Origin of the sequence: Celeribacter marinus, from assembly GCF_965656515.1 — a bacterium.
Classification (GTDB): Bacteria; Pseudomonadota; Alphaproteobacteria; order Rhodobacterales; family Rhodobacteraceae; genus Celeribacter; species Celeribacter marinus_D.
Genome location: NZ_CBFHKW010000094.1, coordinates 1 through 4,451, shown reverse-complemented (window position 1 = coordinate 4,451; position 4,451 = coordinate 1). Strand labels below are relative to the sequence as shown.

The following is a 4,451-nucleotide window of genomic DNA, read 5'->3' as shown; positions in this document are numbered from 1 at the left end:
AAAAAAGCGCTGACCGAAACCGACGGCGAATTTGAAGCTGCGGTTGACTGGTTGCGCACAAAGGGTCTCGCAAAAGCTGCAAAGAAATCCGGCCGTACCGCCGCCGAGGGCCTTGTCGCCGTCGCCGTTGAAGGTGGCAAAGGGGTCGCTGTCGAAGTGAACTCCGAGACCGATTTCGTTGCGAAAAACGCCGAATTCCAAGGCATGGTTGCCTCCATCGCTCAAGCTGCTTTGGGTGTTTCGACAACCGAAGAACTCGCTGCGGCTGATGTTGCTGGCAAATCCGTAGCCGACACAATCACCGCAAAAATCGCGACGATTGGTGAAAACATGGGCCTGCGCCGCATGGCCACTGTTGAGGGCGACACAGTTGTGTCCTACGTCCACAACGCGGCGACTGACGGTCTTGGCCGTATCGGCGTGCTTGTTGCACTCAAAGGCGACAACCCCGCGTTTGGCAAACAGGTTGCAATGCACATTGCGGCAGCAAACCCTGCGGCCTTGAGCGAAGCAGACATGGATGCGTCCATTGTCGAGAAAGAAAAGCAGGTTCAAATGGATATCGCTCGCGAATCCGGCAAGCCAGAGGCCATCATCGAGAACATGATTGTCGGTCGCATGAAGAAATTCGTTGCCGAAAGCACACTTCTTGGTCAGGCGTTCGTGATCAATCCAGATCTCACAGTTGAGAAAGCGGCAGCAGAAGCTGGCGTTGAGATCCTCAGCTTTGTTCGCCTCGAAGTTGGCGAAGGCATTGAAAAAGAAGAAGACAACTTTGCAGCTGAAGTGGCCGCAATGCAGGGCTAAGCCCAGCGTTCTTTTTTAGACCTACGAAAGGCCGATGCAGTGATGTGTCGGCCTTTTTTGTGGCTCAGACGTTGATCTCGACGACGCTGACACACGGCACCCAAAGACACACGGCACCCAAAAATAAAAAGCGGCACCCGAGGGCACCGCTTTTATGTCTGAAACATCGCAATATCGGGATGAGATCACGCGACAACCAGATAACTATGGGAGGGTGACGATCAGACCAATATGACCGCCCCCTGAAGGCTAACAAGCAACCCAAAACGTAGAACGATCAAAAATACCAGACCGCGACCTACATCCAATCCCGAGGCTTAGCCTCATACACGGGACATGCCTTAAGTGCACGAATTGGACTAATCTGGAAAGTGTGGAAAACCCCACCTTTGGTTAAAAAGATACTAACGTGTGTGTTTTGAAACTTTAGTTTGGGCGCTCTGTGAAGATTTGGTTGTACACAGATGCCTTGTGAATCGCTTGGGCTGTGGTTTGGACGCCGAGGGCTTCGCGCGCGAGCCGGAGGTGTTTTTCGACTGTACGCTGCGTCAAGCCGATGATCTCCGCCGCATCCGCAATTGATTTGCCGCTTCCGACCCATTCCAGAACTTCGGTCTGACGGGGGGTTAACACACGGCGGGGAAGGGGCAGTGACATAATGCGCAAATGTGCCACTTCGCTGATCATAGAGAGATCATCACCGTGCGCCGCCCACAACGCATCCGCCTTGTCCTGATCGTCATCAAATGGCGAAAGGGCAAATCCCATTCCGGCTTTTTCATGGGACCGTGACGGGCGAAAGCCCAAGGTGAACCCAGCCATCATGCCGTGTTTAAGGTTAAAGGCCACAACTTCCTTTTGAGCGTCATCGAAGGTGTGATAGTTTTCCGAAATCGACCGCCAGGATCGTACGCCGTTGTTTTCAAGGGCCCATTTGGCCATCGGGGCCACTTTGTACCGTTCTTGATCGAGGACAAACCCCTTAATGAACTCAGTCGGGTAGTTCGACATAACAAGGTGATCGCCTTCTTCGCCCATGCCGTTGGCCGTGCGAAAACGTGTGTAGGCGTACATTGCCAATGGAAATCCGCGTTCCTGTATCGCCTCAAGCAAATGTTGCCATGCCGTTTCAGCTGATGTTGCATCAACGATATTGCGCAGGACAGTTTGAATGTTTTTGATGGTCACGTTCAACCTCCGATGGGTGGCAATTGTGTTCACTTTTGAGGGTGAGTGTCAATTCTATGCATTGGTATTCACACGGGCTGACCTTATGCGGTAGGTCACTAAACTTATGAGCATAGGGTTGATCGCCGTTGTGGTAAGCCGTTCAACAAGGACTGCGCCAATGCTCGATTATTGTTTAAAAGCGCTGTCTTAGAGCAACATCTAAAGGTGGTCCCGCAAGCCGCCGTGTGAGTTTTGTCATTCTGGCCATGTCTTAAATTTACATAATACAGATTATAAGACTAACGCTACGTTCCGAAATACCCTTGGAGATACGTGGTTAAACATGCACACCAGTTCACCCCACACCCCCACGTCACCGTTATGCAAACACCTGTCCGCTACGGCGTGCGCGCGCCTGACGGGTCACACGGTCACACCTACGTCATTGGGGCTTTCACACACCCCTGCGTACAGCTAAACAATGTCGACGAAACCCAACTAACGGACGCGTAGGCATGACATTCTGGATTATAGCTCTTGTGATTGCACTTTTGGCCGCAGCGCCCTTGGCATTGGCGTTTCGCCGTGCGCGTGGCCTCGGTCGGCTCGATACATCCAAAGCCGATGTCGAAATGAGTGTCTACCGTGATCAATTGTCCGAAGTTGATCGTGATTTCGAGCGTGGCGTGTTTTCGCCCGAAGATGCCAAACGCGCCAAATTAGAAATTTCGCGGCGCTTGCTTGAGACTGATGCCGCGCGACCAGCATCGCACTCTGGTGATGGCAAAGCGTCATTGCTTGGTGCGCTCGCCCTTGGCGGTGTTATCATCAGCGCAGGTCTTTGGCTCTATAGTGATCTGGGAGCGCCCAATTACGAAGATTTACCCTTGTCGCGTCGCTTCGAGATGGCAGCACAAGCGCGCGCGGATCGTCCGGCCCAGATTGAGGCCGAGGCGACTGCGCGTCCGGCTGCGGCCATACAAGAGCCTGACGCGCGCCACCTCGAATTGCTCGAAAAACTGCGCTCAGCGCTGATTGAACGCCCCGATGATCTTCAAGGGTACATGCTCTTGGCACGCAACGAGGCCGTAGTGGGCAATTACAAAGAGGCGTATACCGCACAACAAGAGGTGGTGAGACTGAAGGCCGCTGCGGCCACCGCAGACGACTACGCGGATCTCGCGGACATGATGATTTTGGCCGCAGGTGGCTTTGTATCGCCCGAGGCAGAAAATGCCTTGAGCAAGGCGCTCTCGCTTGACCCTCAAAACGGGCCTGCCATCTATTATTCGGGGTTGATGTTTGCCCAAACCGGACGTCCTGACATGACATTTCGCCTTTGGAGTGGTCTGTTGAGCTCCTCTGCGCCAGACGCCCCATGGGTGCCGCCTGTGCGTGCTCAGATCGAGGCGGTCGCTCAAGCCGCTGGCGTGAAATACACCCTCCCCCCGCTTTCGGACGGTGGCGCGTTAAATGGACCGACCGCTGAAGATATTGAAAACGCTGCAGATATGACGCCGCAGGAGCGCCAAGAGATGATCCGTGGTATGGTCGAAGGATTGTCGGCGCGCTTGGCCAATTCGGGCGGCACCGCCGAAGAATGGTCGCGCCTGATCTCTTCACTGGCCATGCTTGGCGAAATGGATCGCGCCACAGCGATCTGGAAAGAAGCACAAGTGATTTTCGGGGCCACGCCCGAGGCGATGGCAATCGTGCGCGGTGGCGCGGTTCAAGCGGGCATTGTTCAGTGAGCGGCATTATAGTCGACGACATAGGCGCATTTAAGGCCACCCTGCCCGCAATGCGGTCTGTCGCGGGCTTGGATTTGGGCGATAAAACCATCGGCGTGGCGATCTCGGACCGGATGCTGACGGTTGCCACCCCGACAGACACGATCAGGCGCAAAAAATTCGGTGTGGACGCTGAAAGTTTGCTCGCCCTTTTGTCGTCCCGCGAGGTCGGTGGGATCATATTGGGCCTGCCGCGCAATATGGACGGATCAGAGGGACCAAGGTGCCAAAAGACGCGGGCCTTTGCGCGCAACCTGTCGCAACTCACCCCCCTGCCGATCACCTTTTGGGACGAACGCCTGTCCACGGTCGCGGCAGAGCGCGCCATGTTGGAGGCCGATATGTCACGCGCCAAACGGGCCGAAAAGATCGACCAAGTGGCTGCCAGTGTGATTTTGCAAGGTGCGTTAGATCGCTTACGGAATATTTGACATGAGCAGCAATGAGAGCCGCAAGGTCTGGTCGCGGGCCGAAATTGAAAGCCCTTGCACCAATGTGTGCCAGATTGATCCCGATACCCGCCTGTGTCTGGGCTGTGCGCGCTCGATTGACGAGATTGGCGCATGGGGCAGTTTGAGCGCCGAGGCGCGCCGCACCATTATGGCCGAGCTGCCCACGCGTCAAGTTAGTACCGGTAAACGCAAAGGCGGCCGTGCGGCGCGTCTCAAACGCAAACCGGACTGA

5 protein-coding genes are annotated in these 4,451 nt (G+C 55.1%); 4 read left to right on the top strand and 1 reads right to left on the bottom strand.

What is annotated here, in order from left to right; genetic code table 11:
* Window positions 1-807 (top strand): translation elongation factor Ts (gene tsf, locus ACTG34_RS13330; RefSeq protein ID WP_439105374.1); only part of this gene is annotated, 807 nt, incomplete at its 5' end.
* 426 nt (window positions 808-1,233) lie between these two features.
* Here the strand turns inward: tsf and ACTG34_RS13325 are convergent.
* Window positions 1,234-1,995 (bottom strand): autoinducer binding domain-containing protein, encoded by a 762-nt coding sequence (locus ACTG34_RS13325; RefSeq protein ID WP_439105373.1) that lies wholly within the window; start codon window positions 1,993-1,995, stop codon window positions 1,234-1,236.
* A gap of 497 nt (window positions 1,996-2,492) precedes the next feature.
* Here ACTG34_RS13325 and ccmI point away from each other — a divergent pair, with 497 nt between their 5' ends.
* Genes ccmI through ACTG34_RS13310 form a run of 3 tightly spaced genes read left to right on the top strand, consistent with a single transcriptional unit; the run spans window position 2,493 to window position 4,451 of the window.
* Window positions 2,493-3,728, top strand: a complete 1,236-nt coding sequence (gene ccmI, locus ACTG34_RS13320; RefSeq protein ID WP_439105372.1) for a c-type cytochrome biogenesis protein CcmI — start codon at window positions 2,493-2,495, stop codon at window positions 3,726-3,728.
* 5 nt (window positions 3,729-3,733) lie between these two features.
* The gene (gene ruvX, locus ACTG34_RS13315; RefSeq protein ID WP_439105375.1) at window positions 3,734-4,198 is read left to right on the top strand and encodes a Holliday junction resolvase RuvX; all 465 of its coding nucleotides are present in this window, start codon (window positions 3,734-3,736) and stop codon (window positions 4,196-4,198) included.
* A gap of 1 nt (window position 4,199) precedes the next feature.
* On the top strand, window positions 4,200-4,451 hold the full coding sequence (locus ACTG34_RS13310) for a DUF1289 domain-containing protein (protein ID WP_439105371.1): 252 nt from the start codon (window positions 4,200-4,202) through the stop codon (window positions 4,449-4,451).